Genomic DNA, 19,821 nt, shown 5'->3' on the forward strand with positions numbered 1-19,821 from the left:
ATGTCAATGATACAGATCAACTATGCGTTATTTAGTGGACGAAAAACGGCGCTGAACCATAAAAAAGATTCGTAAAACAATCTTATGATTATTTAAATCATCCTGACTGACCATTAAGGAGAGAGGGTGTGAAGAACAAATACAAAGCAGCACTGATCGTCACAGGCATACTGGCTGGCCCGGCGATGGCTGAGGACAAAGGCGTTTCTTTCTCCTATAAAGACTGGGAAATGGCCTGTGACAACACGCTGACCTGTCGTGCCGCTGGCTATGATAAGCAGCAATGGCCTGAAGGGGCCGTTGTGCTCACCCGCCTTGCAGGTGCTGATACCCCGACGACTGTTGATGTCAGGGTCGAATCGGAACGCCAGGAGCGTGGGTCAAAACGGGAAATAAACCCGAAAGCAGCGTAAAGGACGTGATTCCCGCGCCCATTATTCAGGCTGCTAAAGTCAGTCACACCCAGCCCCGTGTTCTGGATAAAGCGGAAGTTGCTGCACTCAGACCCCGCCTGCTCGCCACGGAGAACGACGATATGGATTGCGAGCGTATGCAGTTTCCTGACGAACCCAGTGTTCATGGTCAGATCGCCAAAGATGAGTTCATGTTAATTCCTCTCGATGATCAGCATTCGCTGATCTCCACGCTTTGCTGGCATGCCGCTTATAACCAGGGGCATGCTTACTGGGTAATCGACAAAGGCCTGGCAGGGAAGCCCGTGATAGTGACTAACCGTGGAACAAATTATCAGGAAGGCGTTATTTCGAATTATTTTTTGGGCAACAGTATGGGCAACATAGCGACGACAGAAGAGTGGGTATGGGATGGAAAAGCGTTCCGTAAAAGCCGCCTGGCGCTCTACCGGACTGTGAGTACAGAAGGTGGTTGGGAGATGCCGGGATGGGTGACAGAAGTGAAGCCTGCGCTTTAACGGTTCTCTTCTGGGGTTGGCATGATGAGGTATGGCGTTATCACCAATCAGGTAGTGAAAATTAACTATCATGTATATAATGAATATAACTTATATACCCACCCTGCATGATGAGGTGAACAATGACTGTCAAAGCTAGCGCAGCAAGGCGCAATGAGCTCTCATTCGATGTGCAGACACTGAATGGCGAGCAGCTCAACAAGCTGAAAACGAATGCGGATACTGACTATCTGGTGATTGATTTAGGTCAGGCTGTAGAGCGCAATCCTGTTTTTAATGAAACGGTCAAGGTGGCGATGAGGGCAGCAATGAATGCCGTGCTGGCATCGATGAATATGCCGGAAACCGAAACCAAAAAAACAAATGTCACCCGCCGTAAAGCGCCCGTTGTGACTCTTGATGAAGCGAAGACGGACAGAGTGGCCCGTGCGGAACGAAATGCCCGGCGTCTTGAGCAGCTCACCGCGCGTATCCTGGAAGAGTCTGAGTGGCTGACGGCCAGAGAGCTGTCAGAAAAAGCCAACTTCCAGAATTCGAATCCCAGCGCGGGTCCGAACCGCTGGAAGTCTGCCGGTAGCATCTTTGCGTTGCAGTTAAACGGGAAAGATAACTACCCGTTATATGCATTAGATGAAGGATTCCGGCCTGTTCCCGTCGTTAAACAGGTCATTTCACTGTTTGGTGAAAGGAAAACGCCGTGGGGGTTAGCCATCTGGTTTGGTTCTGCGAATAGCTGGCTGGGGGGCAGTAAACCAAAAGATATGCTGACCACTCAGCCGCAGCAGGTTCTGCAGGCAGCTCAGGCGGAGTTGGACGGCGGTTCTCATGGCTGAGTCAGACGACAGGGACGTTGTCGTCCGCAGATTGCGGAAGCCAAAGGATAAGCTGGAGGTGAATTTTGCAATCTGGAGAGCAGGCAATCCCATTTACCGGCTGCATTCAGCAAGATTTACGGCCCTCAGATTTAACCCGGGAAAAGGAAGCTCGCGGTTCAGCCCGCTCGCCAACGGTGTACCGACTCTCTATGGCGGAGCGAACATCGGCGTGGCGGTAATGGAAACTCTCTTCCACGATTTGCCACAAGATTCAGCCGAAGTGCCCTTTGACCTGGCAAGGCTGGAAGGCGTGGTCCACTCGGTTATCATCCCCTGTACCGATCTTAATCTGATCGATCTGAACCCCAAAACGCTCCGCAAGATGGGCGTCAAACGTTCTGAATTACTGGATTCCTCTGCTGACCAGTATGTTTATACTCGTGAATATTCTCTGGCCATTTATCTGGCCTGTCCTGAGGCGCATGGACTGCAATGGTCTTCCAGACAGCATGGAGAGACGGCAGTGATGCTTTTCGGCGACAGAGTCAGGCTGGAAGATTTTACGGTGGCGATTGAGTCACAGCGGTTGGGGGAATCTGATGCTGTAATGGAAGCGATTGAAGAGGAAGCCGATCAGCTGGGGATTGTGCTTATTGAACCTTGTGGAGGCAATGGGTCTTAAATTCAGGCCAACGTTGGCCTGATTAACCCTTAAGGGGAGATGGTGATCAGGTGCATTCCTTCCCAGCAGAAATGAAACTTTGTTCACGAAATTAGCTTGTTTATGAATCATGAACATTTCTGCGGTGTGAACAAAACAAAGCAGTGCTGTTTACCTCGGCTGTGGAGAATAACCTGTCAGAATTTATATATCTATCCCCCTGATCCCCAACACCTTTCCCTACCATCAAAAAATCCTATGTCGATAAACTGAGCAGATTGTTGACAACTTTTCCCCGTTGGCGAAGAATGCAAACACAATCTTAACATTGTTGACAATCTACCATTTTGAGTGGATTTGATTGTTGATAATCGGCGTTTAGCGTTTGATGGGGATAGACCAGTGACCAACGAAATCAGAGATAATTTCCGCCAGTGCATGCGGCGGATGGCCTCCACAGTCTGCGTGATCACCTGCCAGCATCACGGGGTACGCTATGGCATTACCGTCACGGCAGTGACCTCTCTCTGTTTCGATCCGGTCTCTGTGCTGGTGTGCATTAACAGCACCTCCAGCCTGCTGCTGCCGCTGCTGGCGGAAAAGAAATACTGCATCAATCTGCTGAGCCATCAGCATGCCGGTGTTTCCCAGCGCTTCAGCACACCGCAACAACCCCACGAACGCTTTGCTACCGGCGACTGGCTGAGTAACGACCAGGGCATCCCGTATCTGGCGGATGCGCAAGCCACGCTGTTCTGCGAGCTTGATCAGACGGTGCCCTACGCCACGCACAACATTGTGATTGGCCAGGTCTGCGACTGTCGGTTCAGTGATGTGGTCTCTCCGCTGATCTACCAGAACGGGACTTACGTAGCCGCCATTCCCTTACCAGAAGTAGCCGCAGGTTAACTGGCGGCGTCAGCCCGGCCAGAGCGGCTCCCAACTAATGCCTGAAGGAGTACAAAATGCAGCTTGGATTATTCAGCCTGATGACCTTACGTGACCATCCGGAAGGGGTGAAGGGCGTGATGCGTGATACCCAGACCATGGTGAAAACCGCGGAAGAAGTGGGTTTTGATATTGCCTGGTTTGCCGAGCACCACTTTGCCAACTACTCCAGCAGCCCGTCGCCGCTGATGATGGTGGCCAATGCTGCGGGCTGGACCTCAAAGATTAAGCTGGCCCCCGGCGTGCTGGTGCTGCCGCTGTACCACCCGCTGCGGTTGGCGCAGGAAATTGCTGCGGTGGATGCGATGACCGATGGCCGTCTGGTGCTGGGGATGGGAACGGGTTATCAGCAGTATGAGTTCGATCGCTATAACGTTGAGCTGGATAAGAAAGTTGAGATTTTCCTCGAATACTGGGACGTGATTGAGCAGGCGCTGGTCAATGGCGAAGTGGAGTATAAAGGCGAGCATATCTCCTTCCCACAGACCACCTTTGCTATCAAGTCCTGGCAGACACCTCTGCCACAGCTGTTTGCCACCACTTCGCACCCGCGTTTGCTGGAGCGCCTGAACAAATGGTCGGTGGTGCCGTTCCATGCGGCCAGTACCCTCGGTTCACCGGTGCTGTACAAAATGGTTGACGGGCTGAACCAGAGTTGGGAATCCCTGGGCGAAAATCCGGCGACCAAACCGCTGGCGATCATGCAGTACGTGCACGTGACCGACAGCCATGCCGAAGCGCTGGAAGCCGCAGAACGCGCCCGCTACGTTGGCCGCATGGCGAACCATCTGCGCAAGCCGCAGCTGCCGCTGGACGCTAATGGCTTTATCAGCAACGAACCGTTCGACGGCGAATATACCCTTGAGCAGTACGCCAACAATATGGTGGTCGGCGACCCACATCTGGTGGCGGAGAAAATGATTGCCGATATTAAACGGCTTAATCCAGTGAATTATACCTGCAACTTCCAGTTCGGTTGTTTACCGCTGGCCCGTGCGCAGCAATCTTTATATCGCTTTAAAAATGAAGTTATTCCGTTAATCGAAAAAGAACTGGGCCCGATTGCAAATATTGGCGTTAAATAAGATCTGCTTATTACCCTGTCTGTGCATAAGTATAAAAAAGCTTTTATGGAGCCGGATTTACTCTAATCTAACCATCGCGGGGAATTTATTATGTTTAAAAAGACGACGAAGTCAGCTATTTTTCTTGCCTTATCCAGCTTATTTATCATACATGCCGCACAAGCTGAATCCACGCTGGATAGCGTGATTAAATCAAAGAAATTACGTTGTGCTGTAGTTCTGGATTCCCCGCCGTCGGGGTTTATGACTCCCGACAATAAACCGGATGGTTATGACGTGGCTTATTGCGACGACATGGCGAAATCGCTCGGTGTGGAGCCGGTGATCGTGCAGACTCCAGCGTCCGACCGTATCCCTGCGCTGGTGTCAAAGCGCGTGGATATCGTGGTAGGTTCAACGACTATCACCCCGGAAAGGGCGATGACCGTTGCTTTCACCCAGCCCTATGTGAACTACACCATTACCGTGGTGACGCGCAAAGATACCGGCATCACCAGCTATGACCAGTTGAAAGGCAAGAAGCTGGGCGCTGTCGTAGGCTCCACCTTCGAACAGTTGTTTAATAAAGAGTTGCAGGGACGCTGGAAGAACACCGGCACCACTTACACCGGTTTCGGCAGCGACACGGAAACCTTTATGGCACTGCAGCAGGGCAAAGTGGATGCCATTCTGCAGGCTTCCTCGGTCTATAACACCCTCGCCAAAAGCGGCCAGTTCCCGACCTTTGCTGCCGGTGGCCTGGCACCGCTCTCTGATATGGACGGTATCGCCGTCCGCCGTGGCGACCCGGAATTCCTGAACTGGGCAAGAGTTTTTGTCTGGAACCAGGTTGTTTCTGGCCGCTATGCCGAACTGTATAAAAAATATATGGGAGATGGCTCGTTGCCTGCTCTAAATATGCCCGGTGTGGATTTTTAATCTGCGCGTTGTAAAAGTCTGACTTACCGGGGTACGCGCATGCAGGATTATCAGTTTTACTGGTCAATCGTCTTTGACGCATTGCCACAATTGTTGTCGGGCGCCTGGGTGACATTACAGATAACCATACTGTCGGTCATTATCGGTATGGCGTTTGCCATACCAATGTCTGTAATGCGCCAGTCGGGAACCGGATGGAAATATATCGTTGCAAGCTGGTGGGTGGAATTATCAAGAAATACGCCAGTGCTGTTTCAGGTTTATATCATGTATTTCGGTTTAGGGGCGCTGGGGATCAATATCTCCAGCTATCTGGCGGTACTGATCGCCATTGCCTTTAATAATGCCGGTTATATGGCGGAGATATTCCGGGGCGGCCTGAATGCCATTCCGCGTCAGCAAATGGCCACTTCGCGCTCGCTCGGGATGAATCAACGGCAGGCTTTCCGGCACGTGATCTTCCCTCAGGTGTTCAAAGTGGTGTTCCTGCCGTTTGTCACCCAGGCGATCTGGGCCATGTTGAACAGCTCAATGGGCATGTTAGTAGGGCTGCGCGAGCTGTCCGGTGCCACGCAATACGCCCAGTCAGTGACCTTCCGGACCTTTGAATTCTTCGTGGTTACGGCGGGGATTTACTACCTGATTGCCAAGCTGATCCAGTTTGGTGCGCAGGTGACCTTCAGACTGATGTACCGGAGGTAAAGATGCAATTTGTTCTCGGTTATCAGCCGCTGCAGTGGTCCGACAGCATTTTCCTGCTGTGGGGAGCGCTGAATACGATAGCCATGGCGGTGACTGCTGGCGTGCTGGGCACGCTGCTGGGCATTCCGCTTGGGCTGGCACGGGCTTCCTCCTTCAGCTTTCAGCTGGTGAGCGCGCCGCTGGTGGATATCTTCCGCAGCGTGCCGATGATTATCATCCTGATTGTTCTTAACAGCCTGTTTTCTCTGCTGAATATGCCGCTCTCTCCCTATCTGCTGGGCAGCCTGGCGTTGGGCGTATGGATGGCGGCGGTAACCTCAGAAGTGGCCCGCGGCAGCTTTTTGTCGGTTCCTCAGACCTTCAGGCGGGGTGCCCGCTCGCTTGGCATGACCGCGTTTCAGGAGCTGCGCCATGTCTCTGTCCCGCTGGCGATGCGTAACGGATTAAGTGCCTGGGTCGGGCTGCTGCTGAGCCTGATTAAAGACAGCGCGCTGGCAGGCGTGGTCGGCTACGTGGAGTTTATGCGCGCCACGCAGACGCTGATCACCCGCACCCACGACACCTGGCTGCTGCTGATGGGCACCGGCCTGTTCTACTTTCTGATCTGTTATCCCGTATCACGCTACAGCCGTTATCTGGAAAAAAAGGTGGCCATATGATTGAAATCAGAAACGTACAGAAGGCATTCGGGCCGGTCAGCGTGCTGAAAGGCATCGATCTCACCATTGAGCGCGGCGAACTGGTCTGCCTGATTGGCTCCAGCGGCTCGGGGAAATCGACGTTGCTGCAGTGCATTAACGGGCTGGAAAGCATTCAGGGCGGTGAAATTATCGTGGATGGCATCAGCGTTCATGCGCCTTCCACTAACATCAACCAGCTGCGTCGCAAGCTGGGCATTGTCTTCCAGCAGTACAACGCTTTTCCGCATCTGAACGCGCTTGAGAACGTCGCGCTGGCACCGCAGGTGGTGGCAAAAATGGGTAAGAAGCAGGCCATGCTGCTGGCCCACAAGCACCTTGAGCACGTCGGGCTGGGCGCGAAAGCTAACGCCATGCCTTCCCAGCTTTCCGGCGGCCAGTTGCAGCGCCTCGCCATCGCCCGCGCGCTGGCAATGGAGCCGACTTACATGCTGTTCGATGAGGTGACCTCGGCGCTGGATCCGGAGCTGGTTGGCGAGGTGCTGAGCACCATGCGCCTGCTGAAGTCGGAAGGGATGACCATGGTGGTGGTGACCCATGACATCAACTTTGTACGGGAATCCGCCGACCGCGTGGCGTTCCTCAGCCAGGGCAGCGTCTGCGAAGTCGGTACGGCAGAGCAGGTGATTGACCGACCCGGCGATGAACAAACCCGGAAATTTATGCGCCGCGAAAGCCGCAACGTGCAGGTGGCTTAAGCAGCCTGCGCTTTCTGAACCCCTGAGGAGAAATTCTGATGATGACATTCAATCTTGCGGGTAAGACCGCATTAATTACCGGCGGTGCCAGCGGTATTGGTTTTACCGCCGCACGCATCATGGCACGCAGTGGCGCAAAGGTAGCGATTAACTATCTGCCAGACGATCCGCGTGGCGCACAGGCACTGGCCGAGCTGCGGGCAGAAGGGCTGGAGGCGATTGGCGCACCGGGCGATCTTTCCGATCCTGTTCAGGCTGATGCCATGGTGAAGCAGGCCGCTGCCGATCTGGGTCGCCTGGATCTGCTGGTGAATAACGCCGGGACGCCGGGCGTGAAAAAGCCGATCCCGGTTAAGGATCTGGAGTCCATCAGCGAAGAGCTGTGGCAGACCATTCTGAACGTCAACCTGATGAGCGTGTTCCGCTGCTCGAAAGCCGCGGCAGAAAGCCTGAAAGCCAGCGGCGGAGCGATAGTGAATACCGCTTCGATTGCCGGGTTTGGTTCAATCGCCAGCACCATTGCCTACAGCGCCTCCAAAGCCGGGGTGATCAACCTGACCAAAAACCTTGCCCATGCGCTGGCTCCGGAAGTCCGGGTCAACGCCGTTGCGCCGGGTTCGGTGGAAAGCTCTTGGGCCATCGAGTGGTCTGATGAACGCCGCGACAGCACCATTGCCGCCACCCCGCTTAAGCGCTGGTGTACGCCGGACGATGTGGCCGAACTGATCGTTTATCTCGGCTTCGCAGGCAGCATGATCACCGGCCAGACGGTGATCATCGACGGCGGGATCTCTATTTAATTCAGGCAGTAACCTTAATCTGAACGGAAATCTTCATGATCAACGAAATCATCAAAGTAAAATCAGGCAGCATTCTGGAAGACCAGGAAAGCTACTCGCGCGTGCTGGTATTGGGTGACTGGATTTTTATGTCGCTGACTGCCGGACGTGATTATAAAACCCGTGCGATGCCGGACACGGCGGTGGCTCAGGCTGAGCAGGCTTTTCGTAATGTGGAGGGCGCTCTGGCTTCCGTCGGCGCCACGCTGGCAGACGTAGTACGTTCGCGCCTGTTTATTCCGCGCCAGTCTGATGTCAAAGAAGTGATGGCGTTTATTGGCGAGAAGTACCGGGGTATCGATCCCGCCAGCTGTGTAACCTGTTCGCCGCTGGGCGGGCCGGAATATCTGTTTGAAGTGGAAATTACCGCTTATCGCGGTGCGGGCCAGATGCCGCAAACCCGCCTGACCATCTCCCTCTGATGCATTCTGCCCGGTAGCGATTACCGGGCACTGCTCTTTTGCTGAGTTTAGCCACAGATCTTCAGCAGATACTGCTTTTTTTACTGGCTTTGGCCGCAGGTTTTCCCTGTTCCAGCTGTGCCAGATATCGCGTCACCGCTTTGGCAAATTTATCCTTCCAGATACTCAGCGCCCGCTCGATATCCCGTGCTTTGATGGCATCCAGCAGCCCAACGACATAAGTCTGCGCATCGGAGGCCCGTTCGGTATAGACGATGCCGCTCAGGTTGTTAAAACGCTGAACTTCCACGGTCGTTTCTGCAAAGTAGCGGGCGCAGCGTTCAAGCCCGCTGGCAACGATAATCGTCTCCTGGAACTCCAGATCGTTAAGGATGGTGGCCTGCTGATTATCCTGACCGGCGAGTCTGACCGCCGCCGTGGCCTTCTTCTCCAGCACCTTCATCACTTCCGGAGAGGGCAGGTCGGCATGGCTTTGCAGGGCTTTCAGTGCCAGTTCACCCAGCGCGGAACGGATGGCATAAACCTCAAGGATACTGGCCGGATCGAGCTTTGCCACCACCGCACCGCGATTCGGGCGCATATCGACCAGACCTTCCTGGCTCAGGCGACGCAGGGCTTCACGGATCGGATGCCGGGAGATATTCAGCTGATCGGTAAGGTTCTTTTCAATCAGGCGATCGCCAGGCTTAAACACTCCCTGGATAATGGCAGTGCGGATCTGATCGGCGGCGTGTTCCGAGCTGGCAATATTATTGATCGGCACCAGTTTTGCGCTGCTCATAAGATCGTTTTTTTTCGGCATGATGAGGTGAAACATCCCTGAATGAAAGTGAAAGAAAAATCATAGCATGGCTGGAAAAAACAGGACAGATAACGGTGATTATCTACAATTTTGGGGCTTTTTTCGGCGTCGGAAATAAAGCAGCCCGCACCCGGAAAGGCGCGAGCTGCGCTGCCATAAATAGCGTGACAAACGGGTTAATGCCAGGCGATTTTCTTCATAAAGTCCAGGGTTCGTTTTTGCTGCGGTGCGCCAAAGATCTGATCCGGCGTGCCGAACTCGATGATTTTGCCCTGATCCATCATCGCCACCTTGTGCGAAACCTCACGCACAAAGTTCATCTCATGCGAAACCAGGATCATGGTCATCCCTTCCCGCGACAGCTGGCGTACGGTATTCAGCACTTCGCCCACCAGTTCCGGGTCCAGCGCGGAAGTCACTTCATCCAGCAGCAGGATTTGCGGCTTCAGTGCCAGCGCACGACTGATCGCCACGCGCTGCTGCTGGCCGCCGGAAAGATTGGCAGGAAAGGCCTCCGATTTATGGCGCATACCGACTTTTTCCAGCAGAGCCAGCGCTTCTTCCCGCACGCTCGACGGGTCTCGCTTCTGCACTTTCACCGGCGTAACCATGACGTTTTGCAGCACGCTCATGTTCTGGAAAAGGTTGTACTGCTGAAAGACGATCGCCACCTTTTCGCGGATTTCACGCACGCTCTGCGCCGAGTCATAGTCCACTTCGTCATTTTTCACCCGCACCGCGCCGCCTTCCGGTTTGGTCAGACCCATAATCACCCTCAGCAGGGTACTTTTCCCTGAGCCGGAGCCGCCAATCAGGCTGACAATCTCACCGGGATTCACCGTCAGATTAATGCCATCCAGCACCCGATGCTCACCGTACGAACACTTTAAACCCACAATCTCTAACTGCGACATGGCAGCACTCCTCAACGTTTGTACCTGCTGTTACGGCGGGGTCAGGGTGACCGTTGTGCCCGGATTCGGGGCGTTTGATGCCATCTGCGTCTTTGCCGCCAGACGCTTTTCCAGCCACTGGCCGAAGCGGCTCAGCGGGTAAGACATCAGGAAGTAAATCAGCAGGATCAGGCCGTAGATCAGGAAGGAGGAGTATCCCCGGCTGATCAGGATTTTGGCTGAAAAGGTCAGCTCTACCACGCCCAGCTGCGAGGCCAGCGCGGTATCTTTGATAAAGGAGACCATAAAGCTGAATGCGGGCGGGATCACCACCTTCCACGCCTGCGGCATAATCACGTACTGCACCAGCTGGCGATAGCTGAAGTTCAGCGTCTGCGCGGCTTCAATCTGCGTCTGCGGCACCGACTCAAAACCGGTGCGGAAGATCTCCGCCATGTAGGCGCTGGCTATCAGACAGACGGCAATCAGCGCAATAAGGTAGAAGGAGAGGTCGAAGCCAAGTCCCTGGAAGACAAAGAAGATCAGGAACAGCGTCACCAGGAACGGAATGCGGCGCAGCAGCTCCACCACCACAATCGCCAGCACGCGCAGCGGCAGCAAAATTCTGGCCCGGGTCTGACGCAGGCAGGCAATCAGAAAGCCGATCAGCAGGCCGACAGAGCAGCCAATGGCGGAGAGGCTAAGCGTGTTCAGCGCCGCCTGCAGGATAAACTCCAGCGTGAAATGATTCAGCAGATTCATCATCTGCTGTTGCAGAGTCAGCATCAGATAAACCTCGCTCTGACGCGAAAGCACCAGTAGCCAATGGCATAGAGGAAGGCGCTGGCGATAAAGGTCAGCACCACGTACATTCCTGCAGCAACGGCAAAGGATTCGATGCTGCGGAAGGTGCTGGAACCGATCTCAATCACCACGCCGGTCAGCTCATTCACCCCAAACAGCCCGCCAATTGAGCTGCCCAGCAGGATCCAGATAAAGAAGTTGGAGAGCAGCGGATAGATAGTTTTGGCCAGGTGCGGCAGCGTGACGTAGCGGAAACTCTGCCAGGCGGACATGTTTAATGATGCCGCTGCTTCCAGTTCGGTTTTGCTCACCGAGACCAGCCCGCTGCGCATAATGTCGGTGAGGTAGGCACCGGCATTCAGCGACAGGCCGATCAGCACCGCCGTCATCGGCGACAGCACAATGCCAACGTCAGGCAGGCCATAAAACAGAACAAAGATCTGAATCAGGGAAGGCGTGTTGGTGAAGAACACCACATATCCACGCACCAGCTTGCGCATCCCGCTGCGGGCATGCATTTCGGCAAGGGCACCCAGCAGGCCGATCGTACAACCAATCCAGAAAGCGATGAAGGCGACAACCAGCGTGATCAGCGCGCCTGTCAGCAAATCGGGCCAGTGTTTCAGGACCTCACCAAATTGAAAGCTGTAATGCATAATTATCCACTCCCGGGTCGTTCACCAGCACGCGCGGTGATCAGAAGTAAGGTGACGGAACCACTTTTACCAGCATCGGCGCTTTAAACCACTTCTCCCAGGTCTGGTTAACGAAGCCGCTGGTGTGCATGTCGTACAGGGCAACGTTGAGCACATCACGCAGGGCGTAGTTGTTCTGTGCCAGGCCCACGGCGTCGTAAGAAGTATTCAGCGCATCCGGCAGCACTTTCCACTGCACGTTCGGGTAGTTTTTGGTAAAGGGAACATAGAACTCAATGTTCTCTACCAGCGCATCAGCACGGCCCTGCGCCAGCGCACGGATGGTGTCGGCCATGGTGTCGACATACAGAATTTTGGCCTTCGGCAGGTTCTGCTTCAGGAAGTCGGCAGTCCACACGCCACGGATCAGCACCAGGGTGTATTTCTCGTCGTTCAGCTCTTTCCAGTTGCTGATATTGACCTTGTTGGTGGTCAGTACGCCCATCGATTCGGTGTGCAGCGGCACGGTATAGCTGATGGATTTGGCCCGCTCAACGGTACGGGTTAACCCGCCGAGGCAGATATCAATGCGGTCAGCCACCAGGAACGGCACGCGCTGGGCAATTTCCGTCATCACAAAATCCACCTTCACCCCAAGACTGGCAGCCAGCTTGTTAGCCACGTCGACATCAAAACCTTCCAGCTGGTTTGAAGCACCAATGGAAGATTGCGGTGGCGAGTTAGGTAATATCCCCACTCTTAATGTTCCGCTTTTAATAATTTCATCCAACGTTCTGGCATGCGCCATATTACCGACAGAAACTAAAACCAGGAAACTGAACAGCAGTGTTTTCAATTTTTTGAACATAATACTTTCTCGCCCCTGAAAGAATGAAACCGCAATGTGTTTTAATGCCGCATTGATGATTGTCAACAATATGCCTTTTGTCAATCGGTATTTATCCTTCTGACAGAAAGCTGGTAACTTGTATTTTATCAGTCAGTTAATTGTGAATGAGTAGAGGTGAATGATTATGTTGAACAGGGTTTTGGGCTAACTATTTGATATTCACTTACTATATAAATTACTTATCCGTCCGGATTTGGTCAGATAAAATAATTAAATATTATGGATAAGAGAGAGGTGAAAGGTCATTGCTTAAACTTATGCCTAGTTAATTAAAGAGGAATGGCATTGTGCCGGGTTATATATTGGAAATTGTTATTACCTGCCCATCCCTGGGCTTTTTTTACCGGTGATGTTCCGAAGCCACTTTCTGCAGCCTGCCGCGTTCTTTCTGTTCGCTTTCCACCCGATCGTACGCTCGTGAGAGACCAACAGTCAGCGGGGCCAGCCCGCCACTATGCCTGCCGCCAGGCGGAATCTAAATGGGATTCCATGCCGCATTCCTGCCCTTCAGTGCCCAAAAGGCCGTGGTCGATCACCGCTCGGGCCACCTGCTGTTTGTTGATGGCGGCATGCTGGCTGCGGTTTAAGCTGTTCCGGCAGCTCACGGCCGCCGGTTGCCATCCTCAAACTTCACTTCTGCCCATGTATCTCTCCTTCGCCAGCGACAGCGAAATGGCAACATCCAGAACCGGTGACGGCGGCAGATAATTGGCCTCGCCCAGCGCCTGCATACTGGCGATGAGCGGATTATCGTGACCCAGCGCGTGGTCCGCCAGCAGCGATCCGGCAATGGTTTGCTTGGCGATCCCCGCGCCGTTGCAGCCGCTGGCAGTATAGATATTCTTGCCGAGTGCGCCCCAGACAGGCGCGCTATTCCTCGTCACGCTGATGGTGCCGGACCAGGTGCGGGTCAGCGGCACGTCGGTCAGTTGGGGGTAAATTTTGTTGAAGATCTGCTGGTGTAGCCGGGTTGCACGCCACGTCTGTTCTGCGGTGATCCTGCCGTTCAGCGCCGGAATAACATGCTGACGGATCAGGAAACGGCGATCCCGTGTGTAGCGGATTGTCGCTCCTGCTATCGCATTCACCGGCGTCAGTCCCCAACTGCTCATTTCAGGGAGCCTCTGACTCTGTTCGGCGGTTAACGGCGCGGTAAAACTGGCGAAGGTTGCCATGGCCGCCTGTCGGTTTGCCACCGGAGAAAGTGTTTTAGACAGGGCATTCGTCGCCAGCATCACCTGACCAGCCTTTACCGTGCCATAGGGGGTTATCACTCTGGCTGTCTTGCCGTACTCAATGTGCATCACCGGCGTGTGATCAAACAGCGTCACATTCTCTGGCAGGGAAGCTGCCAGACCGGCCACTAAACTGGCGGGGTTAACCAGAGTGGCACCAGAGGTATAAATCCCTTTGGTGTAGAAACGGCTCCCCAGTTTCTGGTACAGCCTCTCCCGGTCAAACAGGCGGTATGGCTCGTCCATTGCCTCAAGATTATTGATATATTCGCGCAGAATCCGATTGCTGGTGACATCAACCTGACAATGGAATTTCCCGGTATCCTCCCATTCACAGTCAATGCCGTGCAGGGCGGTCAGGGCAGCTAACTGTCGGCTTCCTTCCTGCAGCAGTGAACGATAGCAGTGGGCCTTTTTAAGCTCGGCGGTGGAGCTGCCTGTATTATGCGGCAGGCTGATAATAAAACCTGAATTCCTCGCCGAGGCACTTTCTGCCGCGCAGGCGGCATCCAGCATAACAATCTTCAGGCTGGGATCGAGGCTGGCCAGCCTGCGGGCAAAGGAAAGCCCGGCAAAACCGGAACCAATAATGACCCAGTCTGCATCGGTATTGCCAGCCAGTGAGGGGCGAAAAGCGGTGCCATGCTGGTCGTTCAGCCAGCCGTTCCTGTTCTGGTTGAAGGGCAGAGTTGCAAATTCCATTTTTTTATCATCCTTGTTAAATCATCTTTCCTTAAAAGCGTCCGTTCTGGCCGATTCTAAATATTTTGTCTCTGACAGGCCACAAAATAACCCCGAATTTGTCACGGACTCCACTTCCCTGTGGTGTCTCGCAGAATTAATAAGATTGACGCGATGGCCCCGCTGTCAGCCCCTCTCTGAACAAGGCAAGCCTGGCATCCAGCGCCTGGGTATAAAGCATCGTATCCACACCAACGGCAACAAAATTAGCCCCCCATCGCAGGCATTTTTTTGCCATTTCAGGATCAACGGCAAGAAACCCAGCCGCTTTGCCCGCAGCCCGGATGCGGCGGATGCTCTGCTCAATAATACGCTGCACCTCCGGATGACCGGCATTGTCCGGATAGCCCAGCGAGGCAGAAAGATCGGCCGGGCCAATAAACACCCCATCAATGCCGTCCACGTCCAGAATCTCATCCAGATTTTCCAGCGCGGTTTTGCTCTCTGCCTGCACCAGCAGGCACAGCTCTTCATTAGCGCGCGCCATATAATTCTCCACTCGTCCCCAGCGGGCTGCTCTTGCGACGCTGGCTCCCACGCCGCGCTGTCCGAGCGGCGGATAGCGGGTGGCATCCACCACATCTCTGGCCTGAGCAGCGGTATCCACCCTCGAGATCAGCAGCGTGCGGGCGCCAATATCGAGGATCTGTTTGATCAGGCTGCGGCTCCCTTCCAGCGGACGGATCACCGGCTGGCTTAGGGCGCTACGGCCTGCAGCTGGTGGTAGAGATCCTGCACGGTATTCGGCGCATGTTCGCCGTCAATTAACAGCCAGTCATAACCGGAAGTCGCTGCAATCTCCGCCATATAGGAGGTGCTGCTGCTGAGCTACAGGCCAATCTGCGTTTCACCTTTGCGTAAACCGGTTTTAAAGGGGTTGGCTAAGACGTCATTCATAGGGATTCCTTTTTGCTTAACGATTTTTGGCTGCGGGCCGGTTGCGGGCTGGTCATCAGGAACTCGCTGAACGGCGTGTTGGTGAAGGTGATCACCGCGTGATGGGAATAGACCGACGAGCCATGCGGCACAACCAGCTGTCCGCGAGCTTTAGCGATGGCGGCGATCTCGACCAGCGTGGTCAGGCCGCCGCACCAGCCAACGTCCGGCTGCATAATATCGATGCCGGTTTCCGACAGGGTCTGGAAGGATTGCAGCGTGCCGTGATGCTCGCCGCTGGTGATCATCATTCCGGCCGGGGCATTGCGTTTTAATTCACGATAGCCCTCAAACTGCTGCGGCGGCAGACACTCTTCAAGCCATTTCACGTTGTAAGGCGCACAGCCATGAGCCAGTTTAGTGGCAAAGTTAACGTCCTGGCTCATCCAGCAGTCCAGCATCAGCCAGAAGTCCGGGCCGCATTTTTCGCGGTAGTGCGCCACGCGCTCCACCTCTTTGCGGATACCGGCATCGCCATCGTGTGGCCCCCATTGCACCGCCATTTTTCCGCCGATAAAGCCCATCTCTTTCGCCAGGTCCGGACGCGCACCGGTGGCATAAAAACGGATTTCATCACGCACCGCGCCGCCCAGCAGTTTGTAAACCGGCAGCCCGACAACTTTGCCGAACAGATCCCACAGCGCCAGGTCGATGCAGGAAATGGTGTTCATCACCAGCCCGCCAGATCCGGCGTAGTACATCGTGGCACCCAGCATCTGGTCGTGGATCAGTTTGATATCGCTGACGCATTTGCCCTCGATAAAGCGGTTGAGGTGTTTCTCGACAATAAAGCAGCCCATCTCTCCCGCCGTGGAGACGGCAAAGCCGGTCTGGCCGTTATCGGCTTCCACTTCCACCACCAGCGTGCCGAGCACGTTGATGCCGAACGACTGGCGGGACTGCTCATACTGTTTGTATTTGCTCATCGGCGTGGCGACATGGTCATCAATCCAGTGATGAGCGCCCTGATCGTGATAGTCACCGCTGCCGCTGCCTTTCTCCGCCGTTGCACCGCCGGTGAAGTAAGCACGCACGTGTTTTATTTTAGGTAGGGACATAGAGGTATTCCTTTCAGAGTGAGGAGGCTTTGAGATCGAACGGACTGTGCCAGCCGAGCAGGCGGGAGACATCTTTGGCACAACTGATGGTTTTGCCGGCAAAGAGTTCGCGATTGTCTTCGGTGATTTGCAGGCGGGTGCCGACGGCAGAAATGGCCGCGGTCAGCTCATTGCGGGCGTTAAAGACCGGCGCAGCCACGCAGCGGACATCGCTGTAGTCCTCGCCGTTGTCATAGCTCCAGCCCTGGCGACGGATTTTGTGCAACTCTTCACGCAATTTCTCCGGCGTGGCCAGCGTGGTGGGTGTGGTGGCTTCAAAACGCAGCTGCTGGATAATCTGCTCCTGCTGCTCTTCGCTCTGCCAGGCCAGCAGGCACTTACCGATGCCGGAGCGATACAGCGACAGGCTTTTCCCCTCGTGCGAGCGCACGCTGATGGTGGAGGAGGACTCAACCTTGAGAATGTACCAGGCATTGTCATGATTAATGATGCCGAGATGGCAGAGCAGGTTGGTCTCTTCCATTAATTGCGTCAGGCGATTTTTGGCGATATCGCGCAGGTCGAACTGGCTTAAGGCATGGCCAGCCAGCTCCACTAGTTTGGTCCACAGGCAATAATTGTCGCGGCTGTCGGTGGAAATAAGCCCCTGATTTTTCATTTCGCCCAGTAATAAATAGGCGGTGCTTTTCGGCAATCCTAAGGCCGCAATAATGTCGGCGGCGGGACTCGGGCCTTTACGGGCGAGAAAATTGAGAATATCCATCGCCCTGGTGAGCGCCGGAACCTTGGTTGTTTCCATTATGCTGGACTCCAGTCTTCTTCGCTGGAATGAGTGTTGTCGGACAGAGAGCTGTTTTATGTGACTGCTATCAAATAAAAAAGGCGAGGAGGAATTAGCGGAATTTTTCCGTGCAGAAGTGTGATCGCTGCCAGAGAATTTATTGCGGCGAGTACAACCGGTTGTACTAAATTGGGCTGCTCAGGGGAAGGCGGGCGGAAAAAACAGTAAACTGACGCCAGATGCAGGCGTCAGTTTGAAGGTTGGTTGGCCTTTTAGTAGAGCTGGCGATAAAGCCCGGTAATATCGGCCAGCGAGGCGTCACGGGGATTGCCACCGGTGCAGACATCATCCAGCGCAGCCTGCGCCAGTGCCGGGATATCTTCCTCCTTCATCCCCACATCACGCAGCCGGGCAGGGATACCGACATCGGCCGAGAGTTTTTTCACTGCCTCAACGGCTGCGATTCTGACTTCGCTTAACGTTTTACCACACACGCCCGGCACGCCCATCGCACGAGCGATATCGCGGTATTTCTCACCGGTATAATCTGCATTCCAGGCCATCACGTGTGGCAGGATAATGGCATTAGCCACGCCGTGCGGCACGTTATAAAAAGCCCCCAACGGATGCGCCATACCGTGAACCAGGCCCAGGCCGACGTTAGAGAAGCCCATTCCGGCCACGTACTGGCCCAGCGCCATATCCTCAACGCCTTTTTTCTCTCCGGCCACGGAGGCACGCAGCGAGCGGTTGATAATCTGAATGGCTTTCAGGTGCAGCGCATCGGTTAGTTCCCACGCGCCTTTGGTGGTGAAGCCTTCTATGGCGTGGGTCAGCGCATCAATTCCGGTGGCGGCCTTAAGCGATGGCGGCATGCTGGCCATCATTTCCGCATCGATAATCGCCACAATCGGAATGTCATGGGGATCGACGCAAACGAATTTACGGCGGTTTTCCTCGTCGGTAATCACATAATTGATGGTGACTTCCGCGGCGGTTCCCGCAGTGGTCGGGATTGCGATAATTGGCACGGCCGGATGGCGGGTATTGGCAACGCCTTCCAGACTGCGCACATCGGAGAATTCGGGGTTATTAATAATAATGCCGATGGCTTTTGCCGTGTCCTGCGGCGAGCCACCGCCAATGGCGATCAGATAATCAGCCTGCGAGGTTTTAAAGACATCAACGCCATTTTTCACCACGGCGATGGTTGGATTAGGCACCACTTCGTCATAAATGACGTAGGGCAGTTGGTTTTTATCCAGCAGCGCTGTGACTTTTTCAATGACACCTGCTTTTATTAATGTTTTGTCTGTGACCAGTAATGCTTTTTTTAAATTCCTTTGGGAAACTTCATCAACGATTTTGGCAATAGATCCGGGGCCGAACCAGGATGTTTCATTCAGTATCATACGGTGCAGCATTTTATTCTCCTGTAGAGTGGCAGTGTTCTTGCTGATTTTTTTCGCACTGCAGGAAAATATGCGGATCAATTGGCCGGGCGATATTGATTAAGATCACCTATCATAGGCTTTTCTACTCTGTTCACTGACTGAAAAGGATTCAGCCATGTTCCGCATGCCCCTGTCTGCCGCCCTGATGCTCTGCTCCGTCACCGCGTTTGCCGATGCCAGCTCTCCCAATCCCGAATGCGCCAACATCAAAAACTATGCTGCCGCAGGCGATAAGGCTTACAAGGCAAAACAGTATGACAAAGCGCGTGAAAGCTATACGCAGCAGGTGGGCTGGAGCGAAAGCTGCCAGCTGTCGGAGAGCGCCATCGCCACGGCATACAACAATGTGGCACTGACCTGGGTCCGTCAGGGGCAGTATCTGAAGGCAAAAGCGTGGCTGATGATTAATGAGAAGGATGCCAAATCCCAGTACAACCTCGGTCTGATTAAGGACAAGCTGACGGCACTGCCGCAGCCCACTGGCCCGGCAGGAGAATACTGGCTGTATGCCGGGAAAGGGATGTGGAACAGCTATGAGGTGAAGGCAGTGAAAGAGGAGAAATACAAAGTCGCCTTTGATGGCGTTTATGCCGGTGGCAACGCGATGATGTATGGCCCGAATATCGGCGGTCTTGAGGGGGGGGTGGCGATTAAAGATAACCAGGGCACTTATCAGCAGCCGGATATTGGCAATGAGCCGGGGTGTGCCGTCAGCATGAATTTCACCCCTGCCAGCCTGCAGACTTCCGTCAAAGGGGATTGTGGTTTTGGCTTTAACGTCCGGGCAGAAGGGGATTATGTCCGCGTGAAGTGATGGTATCAGGCTGCTCTTTCGGAGCGATTCAGCCAGACGCT

At 54.3% G+C, this 19,821-nt stretch carries 21 protein-coding genes and 2 pseudogenes; 13 read left to right on the plus strand and 10 right to left on the minus strand.

Annotated elements, in window-relative coordinates:
- Nucleotides 1–128 precede the first annotated feature (128 nt).
- The 12 genes from GSQ70_RS25970 (at nt 129) to GSQ70_RS08565 (ending at nt 8,717) form a co-directional block, all read left to right on the plus strand.
- Nucleotides 129–413: a DUF1176 domain-containing protein gene (locus tag GSQ70_RS25970; protein WP_233268258.1), complete on the plus strand. Its 285-nt coding sequence runs from the start codon at nt 129–131 to the stop codon at nt 411–413.
- Entirely contained in the window at nt 359–931 is a 573-nt protein-coding gene (locus tag GSQ70_RS08515; protein ID WP_233268547.1) for a DUF1176 domain-containing protein, read from the plus strand. Before GSQ70_RS25970 ends, GSQ70_RS08515 begins: the two co-directional genes overlap by 55 nt.
- Before the next feature lie 122 nt (nt 932–1,053).
- Nucleotides 1,054–1,764 (plus strand): integrase, encoded by a 711-nt coding sequence (locus GSQ70_RS08520; protein ID WP_158782149.1) that lies wholly within the window; start codon nt 1,054–1,056, stop codon nt 1,762–1,764.
- Between the two features lie 58 nt (nt 1,765–1,822).
- Nucleotides 1,823–2,428, plus strand: a complete 606-nt coding sequence (locus GSQ70_RS08525) for an RES family NAD+ phosphorylase (RefSeq protein WP_233268259.1) — start codon at nt 1,823–1,825, stop codon at nt 2,426–2,428.
- Nucleotides 2,429–2,809: 381 nt separating this feature from the next.
- Nucleotides 2,810–3,316: a flavin reductase family protein gene (locus GSQ70_RS08530; protein ID WP_199257239.1), complete on the plus strand. Its 507-nt coding sequence runs from the start codon at nt 2,810–2,812 to the stop codon at nt 3,314–3,316.
- 56 nt (nt 3,317–3,372) lie between these two features.
- Complete coding sequence (locus GSQ70_RS08535; RefSeq protein ID WP_158782151.1) at nt 3,373–4,440, plus strand: LLM class flavin-dependent oxidoreductase; 1,068 nt, start codon at nt 3,373–3,375, stop codon at nt 4,438–4,440.
- A gap of 90 nt (nt 4,441–4,530) precedes the next feature.
- Nucleotides 4,531–5,358 carry a transporter substrate-binding domain-containing protein gene (locus GSQ70_RS08540; protein WP_158782152.1) on the plus strand — a complete coding sequence of 276 codons (828 nt, stop codon included), beginning with the start codon at nt 4,531–4,533 and terminating at the stop codon, nt 5,356–5,358.
- A gap of 39 nt (nt 5,359–5,397) precedes the next feature.
- Nucleotides 5,398–6,060 (plus strand): amino acid ABC transporter permease, encoded by a 663-nt coding sequence (locus GSQ70_RS08545; RefSeq protein WP_158782153.1) that lies wholly within the window; start codon nt 5,398–5,400, stop codon nt 6,058–6,060.
- A gap of 2 nt (nt 6,061–6,062) precedes the next feature.
- Entirely contained in the window at nt 6,063–6,719 is a 657-nt protein-coding gene (locus GSQ70_RS08550) for an amino acid ABC transporter permease (RefSeq protein WP_158782154.1), read from the plus strand.
- Nucleotides 6,716–7,456 carry an amino acid ABC transporter ATP-binding protein gene (locus GSQ70_RS08555; protein ID WP_158782155.1) on the plus strand — a complete coding sequence of 247 codons (741 nt, stop codon included), beginning with the start codon at nt 6,716–6,718 and terminating at the stop codon, nt 7,454–7,456. The genes GSQ70_RS08550 and GSQ70_RS08555 overlap by 4 nt, the downstream gene beginning before the upstream one ends.
- A 38-nt stretch (nt 7,457–7,494) precedes the next feature.
- Complete coding sequence (locus tag GSQ70_RS08560; protein WP_158782156.1) at nt 7,495–8,256, plus strand: SDR family NAD(P)-dependent oxidoreductase; 762 nt, start codon at nt 7,495–7,497, stop codon at nt 8,254–8,256.
- Between the two features lie 35 nt (nt 8,257–8,291).
- Nucleotides 8,292–8,717 carry a Rid family hydrolase gene (locus GSQ70_RS08565; RefSeq protein ID WP_158782157.1) on the plus strand — a complete coding sequence of 142 codons (426 nt, stop codon included), beginning with the start codon at nt 8,292–8,294 and terminating at the stop codon, nt 8,715–8,717.
- Between the two features lie 61 nt (nt 8,718–8,778).
- Here the strand turns inward: GSQ70_RS08565 and GSQ70_RS08570 are convergent, their stop codons facing one another.
- The 10 genes and pseudogenes from GSQ70_RS08570 to fucO all read right to left on the minus strand — a co-directional run bounded on the left by GSQ70_RS08570 (nt 8,779) and on the right by fucO (nt 18,936).
- Complete coding sequence (locus GSQ70_RS08570; protein WP_158782158.1) at nt 8,779–9,498, minus strand: GntR family transcriptional regulator; 720 nt, start codon at nt 9,496–9,498, stop codon at nt 8,779–8,781.
- 197 nt (nt 9,499–9,695) lie between these two features.
- Complete coding sequence (locus tag GSQ70_RS08575) at nt 9,696–10,433, minus strand: amino acid ABC transporter ATP-binding protein (protein ID WP_158782159.1); 738 nt, start codon at nt 10,431–10,433, stop codon at nt 9,696–9,698.
- Between the two features lie 30 nt (nt 10,434–10,463).
- Entirely contained in the window at nt 10,464–11,198 is a 735-nt protein-coding gene (locus GSQ70_RS08580) for an amino acid ABC transporter permease (RefSeq protein WP_158782160.1), read from the minus strand.
- Nucleotides 11,198–11,872, minus strand: coding sequence for an amino acid ABC transporter permease (locus GSQ70_RS08585; protein ID WP_158782161.1), 675 nt, complete (start codon nt 11,870–11,872; stop codon nt 11,198–11,200). The genes GSQ70_RS08580 and GSQ70_RS08585 overlap by 1 nt, the downstream gene beginning before the upstream one ends.
- Before the next feature lie 40 nt (nt 11,873–11,912).
- Nucleotides 11,913–12,719 carry a transporter substrate-binding domain-containing protein gene (locus GSQ70_RS08590; protein ID WP_158782162.1) on the minus strand — a complete coding sequence of 269 codons (807 nt, stop codon included), beginning with the start codon at nt 12,717–12,719 and terminating at the stop codon, nt 11,913–11,915.
- Between the two features lie 665 nt (nt 12,720–13,384).
- Nucleotides 13,385–14,698, minus strand: coding sequence for an FAD-binding oxidoreductase (locus GSQ70_RS08595; RefSeq protein ID WP_158782163.1), 1,314 nt, complete (start codon nt 14,696–14,698; stop codon nt 13,385–13,387).
- A gap of 136 nt (nt 14,699–14,834) precedes the next feature.
- Nucleotides 14,835–15,634 (minus strand): annotated as a pseudogene (gene yfaU / locus GSQ70_RS08600) (2-keto-3-deoxy-L-rhamnonate aldolase).
- A 44-nt stretch (nt 15,635–15,678) separates the two neighbouring features.
- Nucleotides 15,679–16,731 (minus strand): annotated as a pseudogene (gene rhmD, locus GSQ70_RS08605) (L-rhamnonate dehydratase); the annotation flags it as partial.
- 13 nt (nt 16,732–16,744) lie between these two features.
- Nucleotides 16,745–17,533 (minus strand): IclR family transcriptional regulator, encoded by a 789-nt coding sequence (locus tag GSQ70_RS08610; protein WP_158785265.1) that lies wholly within the window; start codon nt 17,531–17,533, stop codon nt 16,745–16,747.
- Nucleotides 17,534–17,784: 251 nt separating this feature from the next.
- Nucleotides 17,785–18,936 carry a lactaldehyde reductase gene (gene fucO, locus GSQ70_RS08615; protein ID WP_158782164.1) on the minus strand — a complete coding sequence of 384 codons (1,152 nt, stop codon included), beginning with the start codon at nt 18,934–18,936 and terminating at the stop codon, nt 17,785–17,787.
- 145 nt (nt 18,937–19,081) lie between these two features.
- Between fucO and GSQ70_RS08620 the strand changes: the two genes are divergently transcribed.
- Complete coding sequence (locus tag GSQ70_RS08620) at nt 19,082–19,780, plus strand: tetratricopeptide repeat protein (RefSeq protein WP_158782165.1); 699 nt, start codon at nt 19,082–19,084, stop codon at nt 19,778–19,780.
- Nucleotides 19,781–19,821: the final 41 nt, after the last annotated feature.

The sequence above is a fragment of the Pantoea sp. BAV 3049 genome (genome assembly GCF_009765445.1).
In the GTDB taxonomy this organism is placed as follows: domain Bacteria; phylum Pseudomonadota; class Gammaproteobacteria; order Enterobacterales; family Enterobacteriaceae; genus Erwinia.

Coding starts and splice junctions, on each gene's coding strand:
- GSQ70_RS08520 (WP_158782149.1), top strand. CDS start 1,054: ATGACTGTCAAAGCTAGCGCAGCAAGGCGCAATGAGCTCTCATTCGAT.
- GSQ70_RS08535 (WP_158782151.1), top strand. CDS start 3,373: ATGCAGCTTGGATTATTCAGCCTGATGACCTTACGTGACCATCCGGAA.
- GSQ70_RS08540 (WP_158782152.1), top strand. CDS start 4,531: ATGTTTAAAAAGACGACGAAGTCAGCTATTTTTCTTGCCTTATCCAGC.
- GSQ70_RS08545 (WP_158782153.1), top strand. CDS start 5,398: ATGCAGGATTATCAGTTTTACTGGTCAATCGTCTTTGACGCATTGCCA.
- GSQ70_RS08550 (WP_158782154.1), top strand. CDS start 6,063: ATGCAATTTGTTCTCGGTTATCAGCCGCTGCAGTGGTCCGACAGCATT.
- GSQ70_RS08555 (WP_158782155.1), top strand. CDS start 6,716: ATGATTGAAATCAGAAACGTACAGAAGGCATTCGGGCCGGTCAGCGTG.
- GSQ70_RS08560 (WP_158782156.1), top strand. CDS start 7,495: ATGATGACATTCAATCTTGCGGGTAAGACCGCATTAATTACCGGCGGT.
- GSQ70_RS08565 (WP_158782157.1), top strand. CDS start 8,292: ATGATCAACGAAATCATCAAAGTAAAATCAGGCAGCATTCTGGAAGAC.
- GSQ70_RS08570 (WP_158782158.1), bottom strand. CDS start 9,498: ATGAGCAGCGCAAAACTGGTGCCGATCAATAATATTGCCAGCTCGGAA.
- GSQ70_RS08575 (WP_158782159.1), bottom strand. CDS start 10,433: ATGTCGCAGTTAGAGATTGTGGGTTTAAAGTGTTCGTACGGTGAGCAT.
- GSQ70_RS08580 (WP_158782160.1), bottom strand. CDS start 11,198: ATGCTGACTCTGCAACAGCAGATGATGAATCTGCTGAATCATTTCACG.
- GSQ70_RS08585 (WP_158782161.1), bottom strand. CDS start 11,872: ATGCATTACAGCTTTCAATTTGGTGAGGTCCTGAAACACTGGCCCGAT.
- GSQ70_RS08590 (WP_158782162.1), bottom strand. CDS start 12,719: ATGTTCAAAAAATTGAAAACACTGCTGTTCAGTTTCCTGGTTTTAGTT.
- GSQ70_RS08595 (WP_158782163.1), bottom strand. CDS start 14,698: ATGGAATTTGCAACTCTGCCCTTCAACCAGAACAGGAACGGCTGGCTG.
- fucO (WP_158782164.1), bottom strand. CDS start 18,936: ATGCTGCACCGTATGATACTGAATGAAACATCCTGGTTCGGCCCCGGA.
- GSQ70_RS08620 (WP_158782165.1), top strand. CDS start 19,082: ATGTTCCGCATGCCCCTGTCTGCCGCCCTGATGCTCTGCTCCGTCACC.